Source organism: Flavobacterium sp. Sd200 (assembly GCF_009826935.1).
Taxonomy (GTDB): Bacteria; Bacteroidota; Bacteroidia; order Flavobacteriales; family Flavobacteriaceae; genus Flavobacterium.
On sequence record NZ_WUMN01000008.1, the window covers coordinates 52589 to 79429 of the forward strand.

Genomic DNA, 26841 nt, shown 5'->3' on the forward strand with positions numbered 1-26841 from the left:
GCTTATTTACATAAGCAGGCTCTTATAAAGTATTAAAAAATGTTAAGCTTTTACTTCTTCAAGCTCTTCATTATGTTTTTTCTCGATAGCTGCTTTATCTTCTTTAGACATACTGTCTACAAGAACCGGAGTAGCAATAAATAGCGATGAATATGTACCCACTATGATACCCACAAGCATTGCAAAGATAAATCCACGGATAGACTCACCACCAAAAATGAACATGATAAGTAATACCAACACCATCGTTAATGATGTATTTACCGTACGCGATAATGTAGTATTAATAGAGTCGTTTACAATTTGTGTAAAGTTACCACGGGTTTTACCTGCAATAAACTCACGTACCCTGTCAAATACAATTACAGTATCGTTCATTGAGTAACCAATAACGGTAAGGATAGCCGCAATAAAGTGCTGATCCATTTCCATATGGAAAGGCATAAATTTGTAGCAAAGCGAATAAATACCCAATACAAATATAACGTCGTGCGCCACAGCAGCAATTGCACCAAGGCTGTACTGCCATTTCCTGAAACTTACCATTAGGTAAATAAACACGATAGCCATTGCACCTAATACTGCCCAAACAGAGTTAGCTTTAATATCATCTGCCACAGCAGCATTAACTTTAGACGACTGAAGTAAGCCTAACGTTTTACCTTCGCTGGTGTTTATAAACTGCGCCTCAGTTAGAGGTGTAGAATAGTATTTTTTCAGACCATTGTAAAGCATTGTGTTTACTTCCTGATCTGCCTCTACAGTATTTTCGTCTACCTTATATTTAGTAGTTATTCTTAGCTGAGATTCGTTACCAAATACTTTAACATCTACATTACTGTTAAATACAGCGGTAAGTTCATCCCTTACTTCTTCTATAGATACAGGTTTTTCAAATTTAACCTGGAACGTACGTCCACCTGCAAAGTCGATACCCTGATCAAGACCATTTATATAGAATGATACACAACTTACAACAACTACTAAAGAAGAGAATATGTAAGTAAATTTCTTAGCTCCAAGGAAATTAAAGTGAACATTCGTAAACCAGTTTTTAGACATTCCGGTAACAAATGTTAAGCTCTCTCCCTTTTTAACACTCCAGTCAAGGAATAGTCTTGTAACGAAGATCGAAGTAAATAGTGAAGTAAAGATACCTATAAGCAATGTAGTTGCGAAACCTTTAACCGGCCCCGAACCAAATATCAATAGTACTAAACCTGTAAGCACGTGTGTTACGTTAGCATCTGTAATAGACGACATAGCACCTCTCCAGCTAAATGAAGTTTTTACAGCCTCATCAAGCGACTTGCCATGACGAATCTCTTCTTTAGCACGCTCATAAATGATGATGTTAGCATCTACCGCTGTACCAATTGTAAGTACGATACCTGCAATACCCGGTAGTGTAAGCACAGCACCTAAACTTGCAAGGAAACCGAATAGGAAAAGGATATTTACAAGCAACGCAGCATTTGCATACCAGCCTGCTTTACCATAATAAACAACCATCCATAGTGATACTAATAATAAACCTACGATAGATGAGTTGATACCGTTATCGATAGCCTGCTGACCAAGTGATGGTCCTACAACTTCAGACTGTACGATATCTGCTTTTGCAGGAAGTTTACCTGCTCTTAATATGTTTGCTAAGTCTTTAGTCTCAGTTACGTCAAAAGCACCTGAAATTTGAGAGTTACCACCGGCAATAGGACCAGAAGTTACACCCGGAGCAGAATACACCACATTATCAAGAACAATAGCAATAAAGCCTTGCTCCCTGTATGCCTTGCCTGTCATTTCTTCCCATTTCTGAGAACCTGTAGTATTCATTTGCATGCTTACAGCAGGTTTGTTCATTTGGTCAAAAGTAGCACTTGCACCTGTAATCACGTTTCCTCCAAGAGGAGCAACGTTATCTTTATTTGATTTAAGAGCATAAAGCTCAAGAACACCTTTACTTTTCTTAACATCTTCTTTACCCCACGCAAAACGTGCAAACCTTAAGTCGGCAGGAAGAAGGCTGCGGATATCAGACCTTTTAAGGTAACCGTTCAATACAGCTGTATCTTTTACAGACGCCATACCAATAACAGGACCAGCAGGGCTGATTGCCAATTTATCAAACAGCGGGTTGTTACCTTTTACTGTAGCAGCAGAATCGTTTTTACCTAAAAGTTTATCGATAGAATCGTTAGATGCTGTTTTAGTTTCAGCAGTAGCGACGTTTTTCTCTGTAGCTTTAAGAGTTTCGTTAGCAGTTAGTAAAAACTGCTGTAGGTCGCTTACTTTATAAGCTTCCCAAAACTCTAACTGAGCAGTACTTTGCAATAGTTTTTTTACACGCGCTTCATCTTTAGCACCCGGTAGCTCTACCATGATACGACCAGACTCTCCCATTCTCTGGATGTTTGGCTGTACCACACCAAATTTATCGATACGCTCAGTAAGAACGCCAAAAGCGCTGTCAATAGACTCGCTTACTTTTTTACGCAATACTTTTTTAACAGCCTCATCGCTCATTTCAGTATTAACGCTTTCGCTACCCATTATCCTGTTTGTAAACAGTTCAGGCGATGCAAGCTTAACACTTCCTTTCGATTCATTTTCAAAGGCAACAAAAAATGCTTCAAGATAATCCTGATTACCCTGCCTGTTTTTTGTAGCCACATCAAGAGCTTTGTTAAAAACAGGGTTTTTAGAATTATTTGAAAGGCCTTTAAGGATATCTTTTACAGATATTTCAAGCATAACATTTATACCACCCTCAAGGTCAAGACCTTTATTAATTTGTTTATCCCTTACTTCGCTGTAGGTGTAACCAAGATACACTACTGAATCCTTCATAGAATCCAGGTATGCCAGCTCTTTGTCTGAGTCACCACCGGCCTGTGCTTTAGCATCATCTTCGATCCTGTGAGACACAAACGTGAAGGAAAGTTGGTAGATACATACTAAGGCAAATAAAATTGCGAAAAATTTAACGAGTCCCTTATTCTGCATTATTACTAAAAATTAATTATTCCGATTTTTTAAAAACGAGCAAATATATAATTTACGATAAGATTAACCAATTTATTTGTAAATTATATCATAAAAAAAAGGCCGCCTATTGGCAGCCCTATGTTTTATAGCTAAAAACTTACGCCAGCACTTCCTTTAGATCGGCATTCATATTCCTTACTGCATCAGCACTTTTTTCAAATTTAGCTTTCTCTTCATCATTAAGATGGATGTCTAAAATTTCTTCCAAACCATTAGCACCAATAATACATGGCACTCCCAGGCAAATATCGTCCTGACCATATTCTCCTTCTAACAGAACAGAGCATGCTATCATTTTTTTCTGGTCATTCAATATACTGTCTACCAAATAAGCAACTGCAGCACCCGGTGCATACCAGGCCGATGTACCTAATAATTTTGTAAGTGTTGCACCACCCACCATAGTATCGGCAGCCACTTTTTCAAGTTCCTCTCCCGAAAGAAAATCGGTAACCGGAATACCATTATAGGAAGCAAGCCTTGTAAGCGGAATCATAGTAGTATCGCCATGACCGCCAATCACCATACCATCAACATCTCCGGTAGGTTTATCAAGAGCTTTAGAAAGGAAATATTTAAAACGGGCACTATCAAGCGCACCACCCATACCAATAACTTTGTGCCTAGGTAGCCCTGTAGCCTTTAAAGTAAGATAAGTCATGGTATCCATAGGATTTGAAACCACTACAACTATAGCATCAGGCGAATATTTAAGTACATTTTCAGCCACACCCTTTACAATACCGGCATTAATACCAATAAGTTCTTCGCGCGTCATGCCCGGCTTTCTCGGCACCCCTGATGTTATTACCACTACGTTACTCCCGGCTGTTTTACTGTAATCGCCTGTAACACCTGTAACATAGGTATTAAAACCCGTGTTTGGGGCACATTGCATAATATCCATAGCCTTACCTTCGGCAAAGCCCTCTTTAATATCCAGCAACACTACCTGAGAAGCAATACCCCTGTAAGAAATTACATCTGCGCAGGTTGCACCTACATTGCCGGCGCCTACTATAGTTACTTTCATATTTATATTTGATTATGGGTTAATTTAATTAACTATGTATTGTAAAGATACATTAGTATTTACAAATTTCCCAAAATTGAGAGCAGTTTGTACATTAAATTTACCAAAACTATATTTTGCAGAAACTTCACCTATATAGTTTACACGCGTTTTATAGATCTCTTTCAAACGGTTGTTTACAATGGTTTGAAAAGGCAGTATTTCTTCCACCGTACCTTTCTCTCCACTCACTTTATATTTAAGGTCGCTGGTGGTAACCATAAAACTCCCCATAAACTCCCAAGCATCATATTCCTTAGATACACTGCCCTGAAACTGCCATGTATCTACCATTCCTGTAAGTTTATTTATGCCCAGCGTACCATAATCAGTCTGTATATCCAGAAAACTAAACGAAACCTCTTCTTTAGAGTAGGCCGCAAGAACTGAAATATGAAACTTTTTATCGGCAAGTGATATAAAATAATGACTAAGATTATGCCTCAAACCAAAACCATATACCTGATAGTCGCTCTTTTTAAGATTGACCTGCGGTGAATATTTTATTACAAGCTCGCTACCATAAGGCAACCCCAGCGAAGCCTGTAAATAAGGATAGGCAACGGTTTTCATATCAATGCCCTCCGGAGTTTTCAGCCTTACCTCGCTGTCACCAAGCATACCAATCATAGTTACCTGATAATCGTTACCCACAGCTGTAGGCACCGTAGCCGAAGTGCCCTCCTGCAACTGAAAAAAACTAAAATCGCTATTATAAATGGTAAAAGTACGGTCGTGTTGCGGTGTAAAAAACACGTTAGCATGAAACTCCAAACCAACCTGCCACGGCTCAGGGTTTTTAGCCGATCTTACCCAACCGGACACAGACTGATATACCGCCGCATCGGATATAGGGGTTACGTACTGATCAGAAAAAAATAGGGCATCATTTAAAAGATGCCCTATTTGTTGTAATTCTTCTGCCTGTGCAACAGCCCTGCCCGTGCAAAGCAGGGCAGTTGCCGTTAGTATATTTATAAATACCTTACGCATCAATATTTGCGTAAGAGGCATTTTTCTCAATAAATTCCCTGCGTGGCGGCACTTCGTCACCCATAAGCATAGAAAATATCCTGTCTGCCTCAGCAAGACTATCAATACTAACCTGGCGCAGTGTGCGATATTCAGGGTTTAGCGTGGTTTCCCAAAGCTGCTCGGCATTCATCTCTCCAAGACCTTTATAGCGCTGTATAGTAACACCACCACCCATACGCTCACTAATCATGTCGCGTTGGTTTTCAGTCCAGGCATACTCTTTTTTATTTCCTTTTTTAACAAGATACAAAGGTGGAGTAGCAATATACACGTGACCATTCTCTATAAGCTCTTTCATAAAACGGAAGAAGAACGTCAATATAAGTGTAGAAATGTGGCTGCCGTCAACGTCGGCATCACACATAATAACTACTTTATGATAGCGAAGTTTTTCAAGATTAAGTGCTTTACTATCTTCAGCAGTACCGATAGTTACACCAAGAGCAGTAAATATATTACGAATCTCTTCGTTCTCAAACACTTTATGATGCATAGCTTTTTCTACGTTAAGGATCTTACCCCTTAACGGAAGTATCGCCTGAAAAGCCCTGTCCCTACCCTGTTTTGCAGTACCGCCTGCAGAATCACCCTCTACAAGAAATACCTCACATTTTGCAGGATCCTGCTCAGAACAATCGCTTAGCTTACCCGGAAGTCCGCCACCACCCATAACGGTTTTACGCTGTACCATTTCGCGTGCTTTTTTAGCTGCGTGGCGTGCCTGTGCTGCAAGTATTACCTTTTGCACGATCGTACGGGCATCGTTAGGGTTTTCTTCAAGATAGTTTTCAAGCATTTCGCTCACCGCCTGACTTACAGGAGCAACCACTTCGCGGTTACCCAACTTAGTTTTCGTCTGACCCTCAAACTGAGGCTCTGCCACTTTAACCGATATAATTGCAGTAAGCCCTTCACGGAAATCATCGCCCGATATTTCGAATTTTAGTTTTTCAAGCAAACCCGAACTATCGGCATATTTTTTAAGGGTATTGGTAAGCCCCCTACGGAAACCCGAAAGGTGTGTACCCCCCTCATGTGTATTAATATTATTTACATAAGAAAAAATATTCTCAGTATAGCTGGTATTGTAAATAAGCGCAACCTCTACCGGTATTTCACCTTTATCATTCTCCATACTGATAACATGAGAAATAATAGGCTCACGGTTACCGTCTAAGAAACGGATATATTCTTTAAGTCCTTCTTCAGAATGAAAAACCTCCGAAACAAACTCGCCTTTATCATCTTTTTGCCTTTTATCGGTAAGCGTAATTTTTATACCTTTATTTAAGTACGAAAGCTCACGCATACGGGCAGCAAGTGTATCATACGAATATTCTGTAGTCTGTGTAAATATAGTATCGTCCGGAATAAACGTTTGGCGTGTACCTCTTTTCTCAGTATCTCCTATTTGCTTAACAGGATAAAGAGATTTACCTTTCTCATACTCCTGCTCGTATATTTTACCCTCCCTAAAAACGGTAGATTTCATGTGGTTAGACAGTGCATTTACCACCGATACACCCACACCGTGCAAACCTCCGGAAACTTTATAGGAATCTTTATCAAACTTACCTCCTGCACCAATTTTGGTCATTACCACTTCAAGGGCACTGACACCTTCTTTTTTATGAAGGTCTACAGGAATACCACGGCCATTATCTTCAACCGTAATAGAGTTATCTTCGTTTATATCAACAGAAATGGTATCGCAGTAACCGGCAAGGGCCTCATCAATAGAGTTATCCACAACTTCATAAACCAGGTGGTGAAGACCTCTAACGCCTACATCGCCTATATACATGGAAGGACGCATCCTTACGTGCTCCATACCTTCCAGTGCCTGAATACTGTCTGCCGAATAACTGTTTTTCTTTATCTCCTCACTCATAAAATTTTATCTTAACGAAATTTTAAGTTTAACGAACAAATATAAGGAAACGCGACCGATAATGCTATTTTAAGCCTCCTTTTAGGACTTAAGTTATCAACATTTTATTAAATTTTATCCTGCACCACACTTTCTTTAGCGCATACATACAGTATTTAGGAATATGATATAAATAAAAAACGTCCTGCTAACCGCAGGACGCTTCTCCACAAACAAACAAACTAAAATTCCAAAAAAACCTTTCCTTGAAATTAAACAACTATCTTAGACTGCGCTATGGCAGTATCTGCATTAACGTGTGCGGCATTGGCACGACCGCTTGGGTCTGTATTAGCCTGCCATTTCGGTATCCACTTACGCACAGTTTGTGCTGCATTAACCTGTGGAAAATGCTTATAGAAAACCGATCTGTAGTAATATGCCTCTTTAGTAGCCGGGGTATTGTAAGGAAAACGTTCCGCTGCTGTCTCAAACTCCTCATCGGTTACCTGACTTGCACAGTATTCAATTAAAGTATCAATCCAGTTATACCCTACCCCATCGCTAAACTGCTCTTTCTGCCTCCACAGCACTTCCTGTGGCAGGTAAGGCTGCTCCGGCGTATCAAACGCTTTGCGAAGTATATATTTCTCAATACCGTCATAAGTTTTAGGCTGCTTTTCTTCCGGCTGAATTTTAATAGCCATTTCTAAGAAAGCCTTATCCAGGAATGGTACACGGGCTTCAAGGCCATGTGCCATAGTGCTTTTATCGGCACGAAGCAAATCGGCAGTGGCCAGTTTTTGTACTCTTTCTATGGTTTCTTTCTGGAAATCGGTCGCAGATGGCGCATTGCGGAAATAAAGGTAACCTCCAAATATCTCATCTGCCCCTTCGCCCGAAAGCACCACTTTAATACCCATATCGGTAATAGCCTTACTTAAAAAATACATAGGCGTACTGGCCCTTATCGATGTAACATCATACGTTTCCAAGTGCCAGATAAGTTTATCAAGTATCTCAATGCCCTGCTCTATGGTAAAGTGCACTTCGTGGTGTTCTGTACCTAAAAATTCGGCTACCTTGCGGGCAGCAACAGCATCGGGTGCCATGGCATCAAGGCCGATAGAGAACGAATGCAGTTTTTGCGAACCACCTTTCATAAGCCTTGCCGCTATTGAAGAAGTAAGCGAAGAATCTAACCCACCTGAAAGCAACACCCCGATAGGCACATCGCTCATCAGCCTTTTTTCTACCGCTTGCGTAAGCGTTTGGCGGATCTTTTCATAATCAACTTCTTCAACCGCTTTTTTAGCATCTTCCCATTGCGGTCTATAGTATTTTACAAAACCGGTTTTAGGCGTGTAGTAATGCCCCGGAGGGAATGTAGAGAATGTTTGGCACTGGTCTGCAATAGCTTTCATTTCAGAGGCAAAGTACATCCTGCCCCTTTCGTCAAGGCCATAGTATAAAGGCTTAACCCCAAGCGGGTCACGGCCTGCAATATAATCATCTCCGTCAATTACAACGAATGAGAAGATACCGTCCAGCATGTCGCAAAACTCATAGCCGTATTCCTCATACAGGTGTACGATAACTTCAGAGTCAGAAGTAGTCCTGAATGTGTGGTGGCTTAATACGGTGTCACGCAACTTTTGGTGGTTGTATATTTCACCATTGTGCACCATCCAGGCATCTTTAGCCCCCTGTATAGGCTGCTTACCCGTATTAAGGTCAATTATAGATAAACGCTCATGCCCCAGCATGTGCCCTTTTGGCGTTACATGCACATCGCTTTCGTCGGGGCCGCGGTGCGACATCCTTTTAGAAAGCTGTTTTACTAAAGCCTCATCTTTTCCTTTTCCTATAATTGCTAAAATTCCGCACATATTATCTTCTGATTAAAATTGTATGTTAAAAACAAGCATTTAGTTATTTTCAACAAGACAAAATTGCATTTTTAGTTTCAATTGAAAAACACAAATTAATAATATGATTTCAAATTAAAACAAAAAACCTTTAAATTAAAACAATTGCTAAGCAAAAGGCAGTAATTTAAAGGTGTAAGGTTACAGTTAGTAAAATACCTTAGTTATTGTGACCAAATATTTTTAATCTTCAAATAGTACAAGCCTTTTATTAAAACCTCCGAAACAACCTTTACGATACACTTCAACTACACCAATTATCATTAGTTTAGCCTGTAAAATTCAATTGGATGATTTTACCACGAAGTGCACTAAGTTTTCACGAAGTGCACAAGGTTACACGGGTATTATAATAGCCCACAACGGACAACAAGTTGTCTTACGAAGTTCACAAGGCATTGTGAACAGTGCTAGTGCTGTTGGCAAATATAGCTTTGTGAGCTTAAAAGCAAAGCGTAATACCTTTTGCACTTCGTGAAAACTTAGTGCACTTTGTGGTAAGAAACAATCATTTTAACCATTGTTTGAAAAAGACTAATCTATATTGATAAATGGTATAATACTCATAAAAAAACCGCCTTACAGATATTACTCCATAAGGCGGCTGTTATTTTAAAAAAGCAGTAATTACTGTGCTTTTTTGCGTGCAATAACTTTTTGTACAGCTTTTATAATGTGTTCTGCATCAAGACCGTATTTAGTCATAAGCTGTGCAGGAGTTCCGCTTTCGCCAAAACTGTCGTTTACAGCCACATACTCCTGCGGAGTTGGGTTGTTTGTAGCAAGAAGCTGGGCAATGCTGTCGCCAAGGCCACCAAGCCTGTTGTGCTCTTCGGCAGTAACCACGCAGCCTGTTTTGGCTACCGATTTTAATACCGCCTCTGCATCAAGTGGCTTAATCGTGTGGATGTTGATAATCTCAGCATCAATTCCCATCTCAGCAAGTTTCTCACCTGCCTGTATAGCTTCCCATACAAGGTGTCCTGTAGCGAAGATAGAAACATCAGCACCTTCGTTTACCATCCATGCTTTACCGATTTCAAATTTCTGGTCGGCATCAGTAAAAATAGGCACTACCGGACGACCAAAGCGAAGATAAACCGGGCCTTCGTGCTCAGCAATTGCTATAGTCGCCGCTTTTGTCTGATTGTAATCGCATGGGTTGATAACGGTCATGCCCGGAAGCATTTTCATTAAACCTATATCTTCCAATATCTGGTGTGTAGCACCATCTTCACCAAGGGTAAGACCCGCGTGAGAAGCACATATTTTTACATTCTTGTCTGAATAAGCTACCGACTGGCGTATCTGATCGTAAACCCTTCCTGTAGAGAAGTTGGCAAACGTACCTGTAAAAGGAATTTTACCTCCAATGGTAAGACCTGCAGCAATACCAATCATGTTCGCCTCAGCAATACCTACCTGCACAAAACGGTCAGGGAAGTTATTGATGAAGTCCTGCATTTTAAGCGAAGCCACAAGGTCGGCACAAAGTGCCACCACATTCTCGTTGCGCTTACCGGCTTCTAAAAGCCCGTCGCCAAACCCCGAACGTGTATCTTTTTTTTCTGTGTATGTGTATTTTTTCATTTTATAGAATTCAGTAATTAGTATTGAGTATTGAGATGAGCATAAGACTTTTTATCATACAGTCTAATATCTCACATCTAACATCTCAATTCTAAATTAATAATCACCAAGTGTTTCTTCAAGTTGAGCAAGAGCAGCATCAAGCTGGGCGTCGTTTGGCGCGGCACCGTGCCATTTGTGGCTACCCATCATATAGTCTACACCATGTCCCATGCCTGTTTTAAGCAGGATGGCGATAGGTTTGCCTTGGCCTGTAAGCGATTTTGCTTCTTCAAGAACTTTAATTACCTGAGCCATATCGTTACCTTCGCTTTCAAGAACAGTCCAGTCAAAGGCAGCAAATTTAGCTTTAAGGTCGCCTAAAGAAAGTACCTGGCTTGTAGGGCCGTCTATCTGCTGTCCGTTATAGTCAATTGTTGCAATAAGGTTGTCTACCCTATTGTGTGGAGCAAACATAGCTGCTTCCCATATCTGACCTTCCTGAAGTTCGCCATCTCCGTGAAGTGTATACACTAAAGACTTATCTCCATTTAGTTTTTTAGCAAGGGCTGCACCAATAGCAACACTTAGACCCTGACCAAGAGAACCCGAAGCAATGCGAACGCCCGGTAGGTGCTCATGCGTTGTAGGATGTCCCTGCAAACGTGAGTCAAGTTTACGGAAAGTAGCAAGCTCTGATTTATCGAAGTAACCTGCGTGTGCCAAAACACTGTAGAATACAGGAGAGATATGACCGTTAGAAAGGAAGAAAAGATCTTCGCCTACACCGTCCATATCAAAACCTTCTTTACGGTTCATTACCTCAAAATAAAGGGCAACTAAAAAATCAGTACAACCAAGAGAACCTCCCGGGTGGCCGCTTTGGCAGCCGTGTACCATACGTACAATATCGCGGCGCACCTGAGATGCTACGCTTTCTAAATATGATATTTCGTGTTTCATAACAATTATTTTGCTGCCGCTGCTGCTTTAGCGTGATCTGCAAGGAACTGAGCAAGACCGTTATCAGTAAGCGGGTGTTTAAGTAAAGATTCGATTGCGCTAAGCGGACCTGTAATAACATCAGCTCCTAATTTGGCACAATTTACAATATGCATTGTATGACGAACAGAAGCTGCAAGAATTTCTGTCTCGAAACCATAGTTATCATAAATAAGACGGATTTCTTCAATTAGTCCAAGACCATCGGTAGAAATATCGTCAAGGCGGCCTACGAACGGAGATACATAAGTAGCACCTGCTTTTGCAGCAAGCAATGCCTGACCAGCAGAGAACACAAGTGTTACGTTTGTTTTAATACCTTTTTCAGCAAAATATTTAGCGGCTTTAACACCGTCTTTTATCATTGGCAGTTTAACTACAATACGCTCATGCAGGGCAGCAAGCTCTTCGCCTTCAGCGATCATTTCATCAAAAGTAGTTGCAATAACCTCGGCACTTACATCACCATCAGTAATATTACAAATGTCAATGTAGTGCTGTAACACTTTCTCTTTGCCGGTAATGCCCTCTTTTGCCATTAACGACGGGTTTGTTGTAACACCGTCAAGAACGCCAAGTTCATGAGCTTCCTTAATTTGTGCAAGGTTTGCTGTGTCAATAAAAAATTTCATATTCTTTGTTTTAGTTAAGTTTACCAGAATGTAATATAAAGACCTGCTACAAGTAATAATGTAATTACTATAAGAGCAAGTGTAGACGGCTCCACTTTAAACATTTTAGAGTCGACTTCGAATGATTTAGCACTGATCTTAGGACCTGCAAGGCTCATAACGATCATTAACACCATGGTGAAGAAGAACGACCAGCCCATACAGATAAGGAATGGAATCTCATATTCGCCTGCTTTGTTTAAATAAGCGGTGTATAAAATATTATCGTGGCCAAAGATACCAACTGCGTAGCTATTAAAAAAGATTGACAGCAAGAAACCTGCAATTACGCCTGCAACAGCCGCTGAACCTGTAGTACGTTTCCAGAACATACCCAAAAGGAAAATAGCAAATACACCCGGACTAAAGAAACCTGTATATTTTTGGATAAAGGTAAAACCACCTTCACCACCTATACCAAGAGCATCATTCCATGTAAGCACTACAGAGAATATAATTGCCACAAGAATTGCAAGTCGGCCTACAATTACAAGTTTTTTCTCTTCAGCATCTTTGTTTATATATCTTTTGTAAATATCAAGCGTAAAGATGGTAGAAATACTGTTTGCCTTACCTGCAAGCGATGCCACAATAGCAGCAGTTAATGCCGCAACCGAAAGACCTTTTAATCCTGTAGGAAGGAAACCAAGTATAGCAGAATATGCATTATCGGCATTAAAGTTCTCGCCAATACCCATTTCTGTTTGTAACGCTCCGTCTTTATAAAGCACATAAGCAGCAATACCCGGAAGCATAACTATTATTGGCATGGCAAGTTTCATTAAACCTGCAAAAAGAATACCTGTACGTGCTGTTTTAAGGTCGGCACCAAGAGCACGTTGTGTAATGTATTGGTTACAGCCCCAGTAGTTAAGGTTCACGATCCAGATACCTGCAAAATAAAGTGCAATACCAGGAAGCATTAAATATTTATTTACTTCAGCCTGAGACGCACCAGGCCCCGGCTTATCTATCATCATTGTAAAGTGATCGGGCGCTTCCTTCATCATAGTAGTAAAGCCCGCAAGTGCATCCTGGCCAAGGCCAAAGTGCTCACTAACCAAAGTTAGTGCAATATATGTAGTGGCAAGACCACCCAATACAAGTACAACTACCTGTATAACATCGGTAAAACCGATAACCTTCATACCTCCAAGGGTAATGATAAGAGAAAAAATAGCCATTGCTATAACAATAGCATGAAAATGCTCAGGCCCCGCCATATTAGCTATAGCGATTGCGCCAAGATATAAAATAGAAGTAAGGTTTACGAATACGTATAAGAAAAGCCAAAAGATAGCCATAATAAGGCTGGTAGTTTGGTTATAGCGCGTTTCAAGGAACTGCGGCATTGTAAATATCTTATTTTTAAGATACATTGGTATAAACCATACCGCCACAATAATAAGGGCAACGGCAGCAATCCACTCGTAGGCTGCTACAGCAACACCCACAACAAAACCGTTACCACTCATACCGATAAACTGTTCTGCAGAAATGTTAGATGCAATAAGCGATGCACCAATAGCCCACCATGTAAGTGAACCTTCGGCTAAGAAGAAATCTTTAGAGTCAGATGCTCCTTCTTCTTTCTTCTTGCTTTTATAAATCCAGTAACCATAGCCAGATACAACAAGGAAATAGACAATAAAAATTACGTAATCAATTGTAGAGAACTTGCCCATAAATGTTAATTATGTTTGTTAAAAAGGCCGCAACATGCTGTTGCGGCCATTGGTTTATATTATTTATAAGCAATATCGTTCCATCTTAGCTCATTTTTAAATTCGCTCAAACGGGTATCTTTGCCTATCAGTAAAAACTCTATATCCGCCATTTCTGCAAAATCCTGAATTAGCTCTGCAGATAAGTTTTGGCTGTATGCTGTGTGGTGTGCACCACCTGCATATATCCATGCTGCACATCCTGTTTTCATGTCAGGGTGTGGTTGCCAAAGCACGCGTGCTACAGGCAGTTTAGGCAATTCTTCTGTTACTTCTACAGCATCAACTGTATTTACAAGTAAACGGAAACGGTTACCCATATCTATTAATGATGCGTTTAGAGCAGCACCTCCGGCTACGTTAAATACAAGCCTTGCCGGATCTGCCTTACCTCCAATTCCAAGAGGATGAACTTCAAGGGTTGGTTTTGTGGCTGCTAACGAAGCATCGATCTCAAGCATGTGCGATCCGAGTACTAATGAATTAGACGGATCGAAATGGTAGGTGTAATCTTCCATAAAACCGTTACCACCCTCAAGGCCGCTACCCATTACTTTAAACGCACGCACTAAAGCAGCCGTTTTCCAATCTCCCTCACCGGCAAAACCAAAACCGTCAGCAAGCAAACGCTGTACTGCAAGGCCCGGCAATTGCACCATTCCGTGAAGGTCCTCAAAGGTATCACTAAATCCTTTAAATCCACCATCAACTAAAAATTTACGTAAAGCGATCTCAATTCTTGCCGCCTCATACACAGATGAATGTCTTTCACCTCCTGTTTTAAGATCATCGGCAACTGTATAAGTAGCCTCATATTCAGCAACAAGCGCTTTTATATCGTTATCGCTAACAGCATCAATTAAAGCCACAAGGTCGCCAATACCATAACTATTTACCGAGAAGCCAAACTTAAGTTCTGCCTCTACTTTATCGCCATCTGTAACGGCAACAAAACGCATATTATCGCCAAAACGTGCAAATTTAGCACCTTGCCAGTCATACCAGCCTGCTGCTGCCCTTGCCCATGTACCTATTTGAGTAAGTGCTTCGCTATCCTGCCAGTGACCAACAACTACTTTGCGGTTTTTGCGCATGCGCGATACCATGAAACCAAATTCCCTGTCGCCGTGTGCGCTCTGGTTAAGGTTCATGAAATCCATATCCATAGTACTCCACGGAATGTCGCGGTTAAACTGAGTATGGAAATGAAGAAGTGGTTTTTTAAGAACACTCAGGCCACGGATCCACATCTTAGCCGGAGAGAACGTGTGCATCCAGGTAATAACACCTATTACATTCTCAGCAGAGTTAGCTGCCAATAATGTATCGTATATTTCCTGTGTTGTTTTTACTGTAGGTTTAAAAACTACGCGAACAGGAATTTCTGATGCGCTGTCTAAACCTGCTGCAATTGCTTTTGAATGCTCGGCAACAAGATTAAGAGTTTCTTCTCCATATAAGTGCTGGCTGCCCGTTACAAACCAAACTTCGAATGTTTTTAAATTGATCATGCTATGTTTATTATAAAGTATTAATTAATGGCTGGTTATAAACTTTTTAAATCCCTCACTCTTTACTATACACCCATGGCGGAAAACGTTAAGAAAAACGAAAAATTTAATAAGTGTCGAAATAACACTAATTTTTTGACATACACAAGCGTTTGGTAAAAAAAATAAAAAATGTATAATTTAACCATAGCAAATCGCAAATATAAACATATTTTAATATGGAATATTCAGGAAAATTTGCCGGATTTGCTTTTTATAATTTTATTGAACAAAGGATATATGTTCTTAAAAAAGTGTTAATTCAGCCTAAGCCTACAATTATAAAAAACCAGGATATTAGCTTCCCTTCCAACGGATAGTACCGCCAACACTACAACTTTGCATTATATCAGCTTTATTATTAATAAAGCAACTGCAGCAAAGTAAAACCCTTTTATTTTTCATATTCAAAAAATATAATCTGCTTAAAATAGGTAAATGATACAATTTCAACTTATAGTCAAATATACCATAAATAAAATTGTATTTACAAATTATTGTTAAAATATTTTCTTAAACTATATTTCCAATACTGTGACGATGATTTTTACATAGCTTCATTATTAAACAATAAAAAGTGTTTACAATACACTTAATAAATTATCTTTGCATCCAATTATACCTTGAAACATAATGACACACCCTCCTAAAGTAATACGCATTGCTGTATCTGCCATGTTCTTTATGGCTGGACTAATTTTTTCGAGCTGGGCATCTCGCATTGGTACTATTCAGCAAAAGCTGAACTTATCTGAAGCTGAATTAGGAGCGGTATTGTTTGCACTTCCGGTTGGTTTAATATTATCATTACCAATATCGGGGTGGGCGGTTACAAAAATTGGCAGTAAAAAGGTGCTCGCCGCTGCACTAACTTTATATGGGCTGGCACTTATAAGCCTGGGGCTCTCTACTACTGTACCTATGCTGGTAGGCTGCCTGGTAGTTTTTGGTCTTGGCAGCAATGCCGTAAACATATCGGTCAACACACAGGCCGTAGCAACAGAAGCCATGTATCCTAAACCTATATTAGCATCTTTTCACGGGTTATGGAGCCTTGCCGGATTTTTAGGTGCAGGTATTGGCACACTAATGATAGGCTACAATATAATGCCAGTAATTCATTTTAGCGGAATTGCCATAGTGAGCACAACAACCATTTTTATTTGTTGGAAGTATTTTCATGAAGACGGTGCTAAAAAAACCGATGGAGAAAAAACACGCGCATTTGTAATGCCCGATAAATCGTTAATAACCCTTGGGGTTATAGCATTTTGCTCGATGGTTATAGAGGGAGCCATGTTTGACTGGAGTGTGATATACTTTAAAAAAGTAATTATGGCTGTAGGCGCATGGCAGGGAGCAGGATATACTGCCGGAATGTGTTTTATGGCCGCCGGACGTTTTGTTGCCGACTGGTTTTCGCACAAATTTGGGCTTAAAGCCACACTACAGGTTAGCGGTGCATTGAGCACTATCGGACTTTTAACACTTGTAATTTTCCCGTACCTCTATCCTGCCATTATTGGTTTTATGTTTGTGGGAGCAGGAATATCATCTGTAGTACCAATGGTGTATAGTGCCGCCGGACGATCGTTAACCATGAAACCCGGCGCAGCCATTGCAGCAGTATCTACTATAAGCTTTTTAGGTTTTTTAATAGGCCCGCCTGTAATAGGATTTTTAGCAGGCCTTTTTACCCTTAAAATATCGTTTGTATTCTTAGCAGTCATGGGTGTTTGCGTCATTGCCTTTTCTACAAAGGCTAAGGTTTAACCCAAGGCGGTCTTAAGTACAACTAAAGGGCATCCGGCAATATTTTGCCCGGATTTAAAATATTGTTAGGATCGAACAATTGCTTAATGCCTTTCATTAACTGTAAATGATAAGGTGTAAAGGCAATATCCATATAGTTTTTTTGTACATAGCCTATGCCATGTTCTCCTGAAAGGGTTCCGTTGAGCGATACGGTAAGCTCAAATATTTCGCGTATGCCTTTCGGCACTTCGTTCTTCCAGTTTTCATCAGTCATATTTCCCTTTATGATATTTACATGCAGGTTACCATCGCCTGCGTGGCCATAGCACACTGAATGAAAACCATATTTTTTGCCAATGGCCTTAATACCATCGAGCAATTGAGGCAATGCATAGCGGGGAACCACAGTATCTTCTTCCTTATAAACCGAATTAGATTTCACAGCCTCAGCCACCGTTCTGCGTAGTTTCCAAAGGGCATTTTTCTGATCTTCAGTGTCGGCAAAAAGTATTTCATCTATATCAAAATGCTCCACTGCCTGCATTATTTTTTCAGCTTCGGCAAAAAGCACATCAGGATAATTCCCGTCTACCTCCACCAGCAAATGCGCCTGAACCTCATCTTTAATATCCAGGTTTACGCTATCTAAATATTTAAGCCCCCAGTCTATAGCATCTCGCTCCATGAATTCTAAGGCACTGGGCACAATTCCTGCCCTAAAAATTTGGGCCACGGCCTCGCATGCCTGCCCTGCATTAAAAAACGGAATAAGCATGAGTATATTATGCGTGTTCTTAGGCAACAGTTTCATAACAATTGTTGTAATAACTCCAAGCGTACCTTCACTGCCCACCATTAATTGCGTAAGGTTGTAACCCGTAGAATTTTTAAGAGTGTTAGCACCTGTCCATATTACATCGCCGTTTGGCAAAACAACCTCAAGGTTTAGCACATAATCTTTAGTCACCCCATATTTTACAGCCCGTGCCCCCCCACTGTTCTCTGCAACGTTGCCACCAATAGTACAACTGCCCTGACTACTTGGGTCTGGCGGATAGAACAGTCCCTTTTCGAAAGCAGTTTCGCGCAATACCTGCGTTATAACAGCAGGCCCCACTATTGCCTGCAGATTTTTTTCGTCTATTTCTATACTGTTAAAACGCTCCATAGAAAGGCCAATGCCTCCATAAATGCTAAGTGCACCACCACTAAGCCCGGTGCGCGCACCTATAGGCACTACAGGAATGTTATATTGATTGGCCAGCTTCATGATAGCTGATACCTCATCAACCGTACCCGGCTTCACTACAACCGACGGCGGAAAACTGTAATCTTCGGTTTCGTCGTGCCCGTAATTTGCAAGCGTCTCCTGATCTAAAAAAAGATAGGCAGGGCTAACTATGTTTTGCAGGGCTGTTATAGCTTCCTGAGAAAGTGGTATGGTATGCATAAATATTCGCGTGTAAGGCATCAAAATTAGGAAAATTACAATAAAGATTATTGTAAGAATTTTATTATTATTTAATTTCAGACAGCATACTTTTTTAAAATCATTACATTTGCGCCATAAATTTCTATACAATGACAACAGAACAACAACTGCAGCAACGCAGCGGCAACCAATGCGAACTTAGTGGTGAAACCGGAAATCTTACATCTTATGAAGTTCCGCCTGCCATTAACCGCGGTGCTGACGGTTTTATCCTGATAAGCGAAAAATGCCTCAACCAGATAGAAAAGAAAGAAGAACCCGATGCTGCTTTTTGGGAAAACATATTGCCTACAAGCATGTGGAGTGAGGTATCGGCTGTAAAGGTGGTATCGTGGCGTATGCTGAACCGTTTTAGAAATGAAAGCTGGGCTGCCGATGCGCTTGACATGATGTATATAGAAGACGATCAGTTAGAGTGGGCTAAAGCAACCGGAGACCATACAGGCGATGCCAGTGTACAGTTTCATAAAGACAGTAACGGCAACATACTGCAACAGGGCGACACCGTAACACTTATTAAAGACCTTGACGTTAAAGGATCTACTATAAATGCCAAAGTGGGCACCGCAGTACGCAACATAAGGTTGGTTCACGATAATACTGAGCAAATTGAAGGCAAAATAGATGGGCAGCTTATTGTTATCCTTACAAAATATGTAAAGAAGCAATAGTTGGTTTTACAACACGAATTCCACGAATTGACAGGTTTAAATTTGTGGAATTCATCTCATATTTATCTTTAAAACACTCCCACTAACCCAACTGTGTTAGGTCCGGCTCTAAGATTCCAGCTTATTTTTTTAGGTTTTTCCTCAGGTGCATTTGGGTCTTTTTTTCCATAATGTTTTTTCTCGTCAAGGTAACGGTCTACACATTCTACTACAGCAACACTTATAATGCCGCTCAGCACGACATCTGTAAGCCAGTGGGCACCTTCCCATAGTCGGCTTAATGGAGGTATAGCACCTACAACATAGCACGTACCTTTTAGCCACGGGCTTTCAAATTGCTTGCTTAATGAGTACATTGTAGTTACAGAAAGTACCGTATGCCCCGATGGGAAAGAACGATACCCCGCGTCTCCGCCAAATGGGCGAAAGTGATTTTTGCCAAAACCTGTTTGTGGCCTGGCACGCCCTGTTACTGATTTGCTTACCTGCTGTATAAATCCAGACACACTGGCCGAAGTAATCATCAAAACACCAGTGCGCCTTAGTTTTTCATGGTTTGTAAGCAAACCTGCCAAATAAATACTCCCGGTTACACCATAGTTTATTTGAGGACTGCCAAAATACCAGCCAAAATTTTTAAGCAACGCAGGTGCTCCTTCTTCATTTTTTGTAAAAAAGTCGCTGGTTTGCTGGTCTACAGTATAGAGTATTCCTACAGCAGCCACTGTCCCGGCTAACCTGTAATAATCTTTTTTTTCCCACCTTACAGGTTGGCTCAAAGCATAAATAAAGCCACCGCCCACACTTACCGCATCGGTTTTAAAATTGCTCCATATTTTTTTAGGAGGCAGTGTATCGGCATAACTCACAGCAAGGCTATCCGTTTGCGCACTGACACTTTGAAAAAGACTTATAAAAAACAGAACTACAGGTATAATTTTCTTCATACTGCTACATTACCTAATGACTAACAAACGCTACATACATTTTGTAAATGTACAATAAAAAAAAATCCCCTCCAGTATCGAGGGGATTTTAGTAAACTACTTACTTTTTTATCTCATCATTGAGAAGTGTCCTTTAAGTTCCCTGCCGTCTTCTCTTGTAACCACAAACCAATAATCTGTAGATGGTAGTTGGATGCCATTAAGAGTACCGTCCCAACCTTTTTCGTTGGAGCCAAAAGTGGTTATAAGCTTACCATATCTGTCAAAAATGGTAACGTGCATGTGTGGTTCTGTGGCAGAGTTTTTAATTTGCCATGTTTCGTTAGAACCATCACCATTAGGAGTAAAGAACTTAGGGTAGTTTAACAATACTACTTCATAGGTTACTTTTCCGCAGCCTTTAGAATCTTTTACGTGTACTGTATATTTGCCTGCTTCAAGCCCTGTAAATACATTAGAAGTTTGATATTTTACACCATCTAAAGAATATTCATAGCTGTCTGCCCCCTGCGTAATTACAGTTATCATATTTTGGTCTGTTGTCCAGTCTTCAGTCAATACTTTAGTAACTACAGGAGTGAAAGACTGCTCTATTGAAACCGATGTTTCGCCTGGGCAACCAAAGTTATCACCATATTTTTTGAATACACTCACTGTATAATCCCCGCCTTCGTTAACAAAGATAGATCTTGTAGTCTCGCCTGTAGACCATTGGTATTTATCATAACCGGCATCAGCAGTAAGTTTTATCATGCCATCGTTACAAAGAACACCTTCTTTAGTTATAACCGGCTCCAGATTAAAGCCCTTAAACAACTTAAAGCTTGTTGTACCACCACATAGTTCAATTACATTGTTTTGCATCCTTACATAAATGGTTTGTCCATCGTGGGTGCTTGTATAGAACTCCGGCAAAGCATTTGTGCCTGCATCTGCATCTTCCTGGGTTAAGTGGAATGTAATGTCATACATTGCACTATGAAGCGGCCCAAGAATCTGAGGGTTTTGATCTGTAAGATGATAAACATTATTTACAGTTTCACCTTTATTTGCACATAACACCATATCTTTCGGTTTGATAGGGTCGCTGCTTGTAGGTAGCGTTTGTATAAATACTGTTTTAGGCTCAATATTACCACAGTCATCCTGTATCTCAAAAACATATTCGCCCGGTCCAAGGTTTGTAAAAACGTTATTTGTTCCATTGTTAACAATAAAACTTCTGCCGTCTTTTTTTGTTATCCTGTATGCCGTAGGATATCCTGTTACCTCCACCATTACATCGTTAGGCCTGTTTAAACATGCAAGGCTGTAAACTGTATTAATAGCAAACTGCTCTGTATAATCAAACTCACTAAGTACGCTTACACATTGTGTATTTGTAGAAGTACCGTTACCAAAACATTCAAACTTTTTAACCACCCTGAAATGGCCTGAATAGTTAAGATTATTCCTTGTTGCATTATTGCTTATCTGTACAGCGTTGCTGGCTGTTGGCACCTGTCCTTCTACATAGCTATTGGTATTTGAAAGGTGTCCCCATTTACCTGTTGTGGTATTAAATTTTTGCAGCCAGTAAGACGCTCCTTCAAGACCGTTGCTCCTGTCTTCAAGTTTTATTGAAAAACCACCACATTTAGGAGTTACTGTTACAGGATTTACAGGAAGTATATATCCTTCTACATTTATAGGTAATTCTGATATTACACCACAAACGTCGTTACCCCAAAATTTGTAGCTACCTTCCGGAAGATTATCAATATAAAGCTCATTTGCATTATTGATCAAAGATGTTACATCATAAGGCAGTGCATGGTCGCGCATAAACTCGGCAGGAGCCTCAGTAATTTTAGCTTCTACAAGACCTTTTCCGTCAAGATCACCATTATTACTTCTAAAACGAACCGTACCAAAACCAGGGCTACAAGAAGGCAATGCTGTAATATTATATAGTTTGTCTCTGTATTCAGGAACCTCTACACGCTCTGTATAATCAAAGCCGCAATCATCTGTAAGCTCTATGGTGTACCATCCTAAAGGAAGGTCTCTAAGGTTAAGCACTCCGTTATTATTAATTTTTGATGTTACTTCAAGAGGCCCTGTATAATCTGCCGGAGCCTGAGTAATTACCGCCGTTAGTATCTTTTGCCTCGGGATACTTATATTGATATATCCAAAGTGCGAGAAACATCCGTTATTCGCTTTAGTCACAGAAGGTCTAAGAGGTGTAAACTCAAGTAAAACATCTTCTGTAGCTGTCCTGCCGCAATCATCTGTTACTCTTATCGTATAATTACCAAACGGCAATGAAAGGTCTTCGTCGCCATATTGAACAGTGCCCTCTGTAAATGGCCCAAGCGGCGTATCGTTATAAGTAAGCACAGAGAAAGCCGGTGTGGTTTGAGGCACACTTATAAACTCTACCCTGTAAGAACCCGTAAATTTAGCAACACTTAATCTTAAGTATTTTTCTCCGCAAAGGGCATTGCCAGGAGACAAAGACAGGCTGATATTTTGATCCACCGGTATCCCTTCTTTAGGGTAAGTACGACAATAGTCTATCACTTCCATATCATAAGTGTACTCCGTATTCATATACCTTGGCATAACTACCGATACTTCCTGAGCAGTAGGATTACCCGTTTCAAATACTTTCTCCATAACAATACTGTTACCTCCAATATCCATACTGCTTAGGGTATGCCTTACAGTAATCGGATAATTAATAGTACCTGAAGATGATGTAATAGTATTGCTAACTGTTATAGAATCGCACTGGGCAATAGTATCCGGATAAAAAGTATCTGATATTTCAAGCACAGAGTTTACAAGACTAAGTGTAAATGATTTTACCCTTGATGCGCCACATTCGCTATAAGCTCTTACATTATAGTTTCCGGCAGGCATATCATTAAATACATTAGAGCTTTGAAGCGGCATAGTAACGGGCCCCGAAATAATTTCGCATGACGCTATAACACCACTCGTTGCCCTTACAACCATAGTACCTCCGGCAGCACAGTTAAGGTTTGAAGAAGATACTACAAAATTAAAAGGCACTTTCCTGTCAGCTATTGATACGGTTTGCTCTTTAGAGTTTTGCATACTGCCCAAAGTTTGCAGCGCAACAACTTTATAGTTGCCCGAATTAAGACCACCAATGTAGCTTTCCTGCGTAACCGAAATGGCTTGACTGGTATTTGGCAGTTTGTAAATTTGATACAGAATAGAAGAATTAGCAGTTGTGTTAGCAACTGTAAATGTCATTGAACCGTTACCTAAACAGGTTTCATCCGTTTTTTCTACTGTAAAATTAAAATCAGATAATTGTGCATTTAGGTTAACAGCAAACAATAGTAAAAATAGTAAGGCGGCGTTTTTAATTTTTCTCATACAAGCTCGAATAAATTATCATTTTCATTATTTACCAAATCTTTTGTAAGACACAACTTCTTACATCTAACCTGGCAGTCATCCTATCACATTGCAATGATACCAAAATTTAGTTTATAAATAATTGATTATTAAGTACTTGAGCTTGTATTTGATCGGAGATATTTGTAATATTCATTTTTTAAATATTTTAAAAAACACACAAAACACTGATAAACAGTAGATTTTTAATGTTTAAAAATGAAACATAGTATTTTTTTGAATAATGTTAAAATTTTGATATTTTATCTCGATTTTCATTAGATTTAATAAATAGATAAATAAAACACACCTAAAACACCCATAAACGGCATAATATTCAAAATTTTAAGAATTTAGCAATATAGTCGCTACACTATTTATCTTACAAAAACACTGATAAACAAAGTGTTAAATCATCAAATCGGTGATTTTGGTTTACAAAACAAAAGTTAACATGAGGTAAATTGCTAAAAAAACCAACGTTTTTTAAGAAAAAAGAGGCATTGAAAAAACAATTCGGTAACATAGTTGTACCATGCAAAAAAGAGGAAAAAAACACGTTAGTGCCCTAAAAAAGCAGAAATGAGAATGTGAAGAAATTAAACTCCTTAAAAAACATCATCAATATCTATAGAAAGAGGGTATTTATTGAGGTATTTTTCAAGGAGCACACCTTGTTTAAAGCTCAGCTTCCAGAGTATTTTGTTAGATACAGCATCAAACCAAAGTTCTACGAAAAAGTTACTAATGGCATATAAAAGCTTTTTTACAGAACCATCAAAACAGGCATCTATTAAAACGCCTTCATTCCACAGCACATCATACTGCTTTTTTTCATCTAACATTTTGTACTCTGATAACTTCATAACCAAATTTACAAATACTCTTTATAAAATTAAAAGAGACCGTAATGTTATTATTAACGTAGTTACAATAAGAATTGATATAAAAAAGCCAAAGATTTTTATACAGCAAAATATGATCCATAAAAAAAGCCTCCTAAATTTCTTTAGAAGGCTTGCTGAAGGGTGAATGAGGGGTCTCGAACCCCCGACCTTTGGAACCACAATCCAACGCTCTAACCAACTGAGCTACAATCACCATTTATTTTGCGAGTGCAAATATAGAACACTTTAATGTTTTTTGCAAGCACAAATTATACTTTTTTATATCAAATTACTTAAGCTGCTCACTGCCACATACCTTTCGGCAGTAAAACCTTCGGCATAATCTGTATTTATAAGCCTCCCGAGGTTAGCAGCGCGGTAAATTATACTCTCTTTAAAGTTTTTTGTAGCTATTGGCGTAACAGGCTCAGTGCTGTTCGGGTCATAAAATTGGGATCTATATGCCATAAGCGATTCCACTTTTATATCTATAAAGCCTGTAATGTCTACTACAACATCTGGCGTAAGATCTTTCCATTGTATATAATGATATACTACCTGCGGCCTCCATGCCTCCTGCGCTTCGCCTTCATAAACCGTTTCTATCCTGCGCAGGCCAGCCAAAAAACAGGCGTCAGATACCAATTTACTTCCCTTAGCATGGTCTATATGACGATCATCTATAGCATTTGCAATAACAATATCCGGTCGGTATTTACGGATCTTTTTAATTATCTTTAATTGATGCTCTTCGTTATTCACAAAAAAAGCATCTCTGAAAAGCAGGTTCTCCCTAACAGAAACACCAAGAATTTTTGCAGCATTGGCAGCTTCTTCATCTCTGATATCGGCTGTGCCACGGGTTCCAAGTTCGCCACGGGTAAGATCTACGATCCCTACTTTTTTCCCAAGCGAAATTTCTTTAGCCAGTGTACCTCCACAACTCAGTTCAACATCATCGGGGTGGGCTCCAAAGGCAAGTATATCTAATTTCATTCTTTTAAATTCTTTATTATATGCTATAATGCAACTATGCAGCAAAGGTAGCCATCATTTATGTAAACAGCATAAAACTGTCATAAAAAATACTACATTAAAAATTACCCTATCACTTTGCGCATGGTCATACTTTTATTAACAGTCTCAAAAAACTCCTTTTCGGGCACACTGTCTTTAGTAATACCGCATCCAATATACAGGTGTGCTGCCCCCTGCTCTACTTTCATGCAACGCAGGTTAACAAAAAGATCGGTTTTAGACTCTCCTGTCTCAAAATCAAAGTTCAGTTCACCCAGATAACCCGAATAAAACTCTCTGTTGTACCCCTCGTGTTCTAACAAGAAGTCTTTTGCCTGCTGTTTGGGCAGTCCGCAAACTGCCGGTGTAGGGTGCAGTGTATTTATTACGTCATGCAGGGAACAGCTTTCGTCCAACCGTGCCGAAATATCTGTTTTTATATGCACTAAATTGCCAGCCCTAAAAGTATATGGGGTTGTAGCGTCTATTTGATTGGTTTGTTGCTGCAACTGCCCTAAAATATAATCGGTAACAAACTGTTGCTCCTGCTGTTCTTTTTCTTCCCAAACGGTTTCTTCACCATCTTTAAAAGCCTGGGTTCCTGCAAGGGCAACCGTGTGCAGCGTGTTGTCTTTTACCTTTAGTAGCTGCTCTGGCGTGGCACCCATCCATAAGCCGCTTTGCTCACTGTAAAAACAGTAGCGAAATGCAGCAGGATATGTTTCCAGCAGTTTTTGGTAAACAACTGTAAAATCATCATCATGCAATTCTACAATTTCTTTTCTGGAAGTCACCAGCTTTTTATACATACCGCTTTTAATAGCAGCAACACTTTGCGATACCAAATTCTCAAAGGCAGCCTTAGCCTGTTTATCTATGTCAAACGATTTTGGCTGTATCTTTTTATAATTGCCATGTTTAATTTGCGCAGTAACAGCAGTAGCACTTTCAGCGGGTATAAAAACAGCTTTGCCATTAAAAGGCGCAAACACAAATCCCTGAGCCGAATGATCGGGCTCATAGCTTGTATTATCTTTCTGAAAGACAGCTGTTACAATATCACTTCCCGGTTTTGCATACATAGCAAAAGGCAGTCTTGCGGCAAGCTGTTCTTTTATTTTTAAGAAAACATTGTTCATTAGTTGTTGGTTGATGGTTGACAGTTGTTGGTTGCTAGTTGTTGGTTGTT

The 26841-nt window shown here is 39.8% G+C and carries 18 protein-coding genes and 1 tRNA gene; 2 read left to right on the forward strand and 17 right to left on the reverse strand.

Annotation, left to right across the window (positions count from 1 at the left end):
- Nucleotides 1–42: 42 nt before the first annotated feature.
- From secDF to araA, 10 genes are all read right to left on the reverse strand, one after another.
- Nucleotides 43–3006 (reverse strand): protein translocase subunit SecDF, encoded by a 2964-nt coding sequence (gene secDF, locus GR160_RS17070; protein WP_160751109.1) that lies wholly within the window; start codon nt 3004–3006, stop codon nt 43–45.
- Between the two features lie 139 nt (nt 3007–3145).
- Nucleotides 3146–4081 carry a malate dehydrogenase gene (locus GR160_RS17075; protein ID WP_160751110.1) on the reverse strand — a complete coding sequence of 312 codons (936 nt, stop codon included), beginning with the start codon at nt 4079–4081 and terminating at the stop codon, nt 3146–3148.
- 24 nt (nt 4082–4105) lie between these two features.
- Entirely contained in the window at nt 4106–5113 is a 1008-nt protein-coding gene (locus tag GR160_RS17080; RefSeq protein WP_237421245.1) for a DUF6588 family protein, read from the reverse strand.
- Complete coding sequence (gene gyrB, locus GR160_RS17085; protein ID WP_160751111.1) at nt 5106–7046, reverse strand: DNA topoisomerase (ATP-hydrolyzing) subunit B; 1941 nt, start codon at nt 7044–7046, stop codon at nt 5106–5108. Before gyrB ends, GR160_RS17080 begins: the two co-directional genes overlap by 8 nt.
- A gap of 251 nt (nt 7047–7297) precedes the next feature.
- Nucleotides 7298–8914 carry an asparagine synthase B gene (asnB, locus tag GR160_RS17090; protein WP_160751112.1) on the reverse strand — a complete coding sequence of 539 codons (1617 nt, stop codon included), beginning with the start codon at nt 8912–8914 and terminating at the stop codon, nt 7298–7300.
- 666 nt (nt 8915–9580) lie between these two features.
- On the reverse strand, nt 9581–10543 hold the full coding sequence (locus GR160_RS17095) for a transketolase family protein (protein ID WP_160751113.1): 963 nt from the start codon (nt 10541–10543) through the stop codon (nt 9581–9583).
- Between the two features lie 96 nt (nt 10544–10639).
- Entirely contained in the window at nt 10640–11485 is an 846-nt protein-coding gene (locus GR160_RS17100) for a transketolase (protein WP_160751114.1), read from the reverse strand.
- Nucleotides 11486–11490: 5 nt separating this feature from the next.
- Nucleotides 11491–12156 (reverse strand): fructose-6-phosphate aldolase, encoded by a 666-nt coding sequence (gene fsa, locus GR160_RS17105; protein WP_160751115.1) that lies wholly within the window; start codon nt 12154–12156, stop codon nt 11491–11493.
- Between the two features lie 20 nt (nt 12157–12176).
- A complete protein-coding gene (locus GR160_RS17110) occupies nt 12177–13880 on the reverse strand; it encodes a sodium/solute symporter (RefSeq protein WP_160751116.1) in 1704 nt (567 codons plus the stop codon).
- A gap of 59 nt (nt 13881–13939) precedes the next feature.
- The gene (gene araA / locus GR160_RS17115) at nt 13940–15430 is read right to left on the reverse strand and encodes an L-arabinose isomerase (protein WP_160751117.1); all 1491 of its coding nucleotides are present in this window, start codon (nt 15428–15430) and stop codon (nt 13940–13942) included.
- A 672-nt stretch (nt 15431–16102) separates the two neighbouring features.
- Here araA and GR160_RS17120 point away from each other — a divergent pair.
- The gene (locus GR160_RS17120) at nt 16103–17242 is read left to right on the forward strand and encodes an MFS transporter (RefSeq protein WP_160751118.1); all 1140 of its coding nucleotides are present in this window, start codon (nt 16103–16105) and stop codon (nt 17240–17242) included.
- A 22-nt stretch (nt 17243–17264) separates the two neighbouring features.
- Here GR160_RS17120 and GR160_RS17125 read toward each other — a convergent pair whose 3' ends face one another.
- The gene (locus tag GR160_RS17125; protein WP_160751119.1) at nt 17265–18674 is read right to left on the reverse strand and encodes an FAD-binding oxidoreductase; all 1410 of its coding nucleotides are present in this window, start codon (nt 18672–18674) and stop codon (nt 17265–17267) included.
- 131 nt (nt 18675–18805) lie between these two features.
- Here GR160_RS17125 and GR160_RS17130 point away from each other — a divergent pair, with 131 nt between their 5' ends.
- On the forward strand, nt 18806–19387 hold the full coding sequence (locus GR160_RS17130; RefSeq protein ID WP_160751120.1) for an alkylphosphonate utilization protein: 582 nt from the start codon (nt 18806–18808) through the stop codon (nt 19385–19387).
- A gap of 68 nt (nt 19388–19455) precedes the next feature.
- Here GR160_RS17130 and GR160_RS17135 read toward each other — a convergent pair whose 3' ends face one another.
- The 6 genes from GR160_RS17135 to GR160_RS17160 all read right to left on the reverse strand — a co-directional run bounded on the left by GR160_RS17135 (nt 19456) and on the right by GR160_RS17160 (nt 26791).
- Nucleotides 19456–20334, reverse strand: coding sequence for a phosphatase PAP2 family protein (locus GR160_RS17135; protein ID WP_160751121.1), 879 nt, complete (start codon nt 20332–20334; stop codon nt 19456–19458).
- A gap of 108 nt (nt 20335–20442) precedes the next feature.
- Nucleotides 20443–23727: a T9SS type B sorting domain-containing protein gene (locus tag GR160_RS17140; protein ID WP_160751122.1), complete on the reverse strand. Its 3285-nt coding sequence runs from the start codon at nt 23725–23727 to the stop codon at nt 20443–20445.
- 629 nt (nt 23728–24356) lie between these two features.
- The gene (locus GR160_RS17145) at nt 24357–24614 is read right to left on the reverse strand and encodes a hypothetical protein (protein WP_160751123.1); all 258 of its coding nucleotides are present in this window, start codon (nt 24612–24614) and stop codon (nt 24357–24359) included.
- Nucleotides 24615–24774: 160 nt separating this feature from the next.
- A tRNA-His gene (locus tag GR160_RS17150) sits at nt 24775–24850 on the reverse strand.
- 64 nt (nt 24851–24914) lie between these two features.
- Nucleotides 24915–25631 carry a bacillithiol biosynthesis deacetylase BshB1 gene (gene bshB1 / locus GR160_RS17155; protein WP_160751124.1) on the reverse strand — a complete coding sequence of 239 codons (717 nt, stop codon included), beginning with the start codon at nt 25629–25631 and terminating at the stop codon, nt 24915–24917.
- 104 nt (nt 25632–25735) lie between these two features.
- Nucleotides 25736–26791: an isochorismate synthase gene (locus tag GR160_RS17160; RefSeq protein WP_160751125.1), complete on the reverse strand. Its 1056-nt coding sequence runs from the start codon at nt 26789–26791 to the stop codon at nt 25736–25738.
- Nucleotides 26792–26841: the final 50 nt, after the last annotated feature.